The organism is Pseudoalteromonas sp. UBA6610 (genome assembly GCF_002433295.1).
Lineage (GTDB): Bacteria > Pseudomonadota > Gammaproteobacteria > Enterobacterales > Alteromonadaceae > Pseudoalteromonas > Pseudoalteromonas atlantica.
In genome coordinates, this window is record NZ_DJHW01000139.1 from 9,597 (window position 1) to 9,892 (window position 296).

Consider the following 296-nt stretch of genomic DNA (forward strand, 5'->3'; position numbering starts at 1 on the left):
TATTTCAGCAATTAAACGCCCTGTGTTTGACGGTTTAAAGCTTTCATTATGATACATTAATAAACACACGCCAGCATCGCACTGCGCTTGTTCTACCCCCTCACATATACAGTAATGCTTAGCAATTAAACACTGCTCACAGCGATCCATTTTGCCGCCACGGGCATTAAATTCGCGGCGCGATTCGCTGATTTGCTGAGCACGCAAAACTAATACTGAGTTATGTTGGGGATTTTTCAAGGGGGCTATTACCTAAAATTTGTTCGGCGCGTATTGTAGCTAAAATAAAAGGGAAT

Annotated in this window: 1 protein-coding gene; it reads right to left on the reverse strand. The window is 42.2% G+C overall.

All coding sequences use genetic code 11. The features are described 5' to 3' along the window. Positions 1-240, reverse strand: a 240-nt coding sequence (locus B4F91_RS18310) for a DTW domain-containing protein (protein WP_288636159.1), incomplete at its 3' end; no start/stop codon positions are given. Positions 241-296 lie beyond the last annotated feature (56 nt).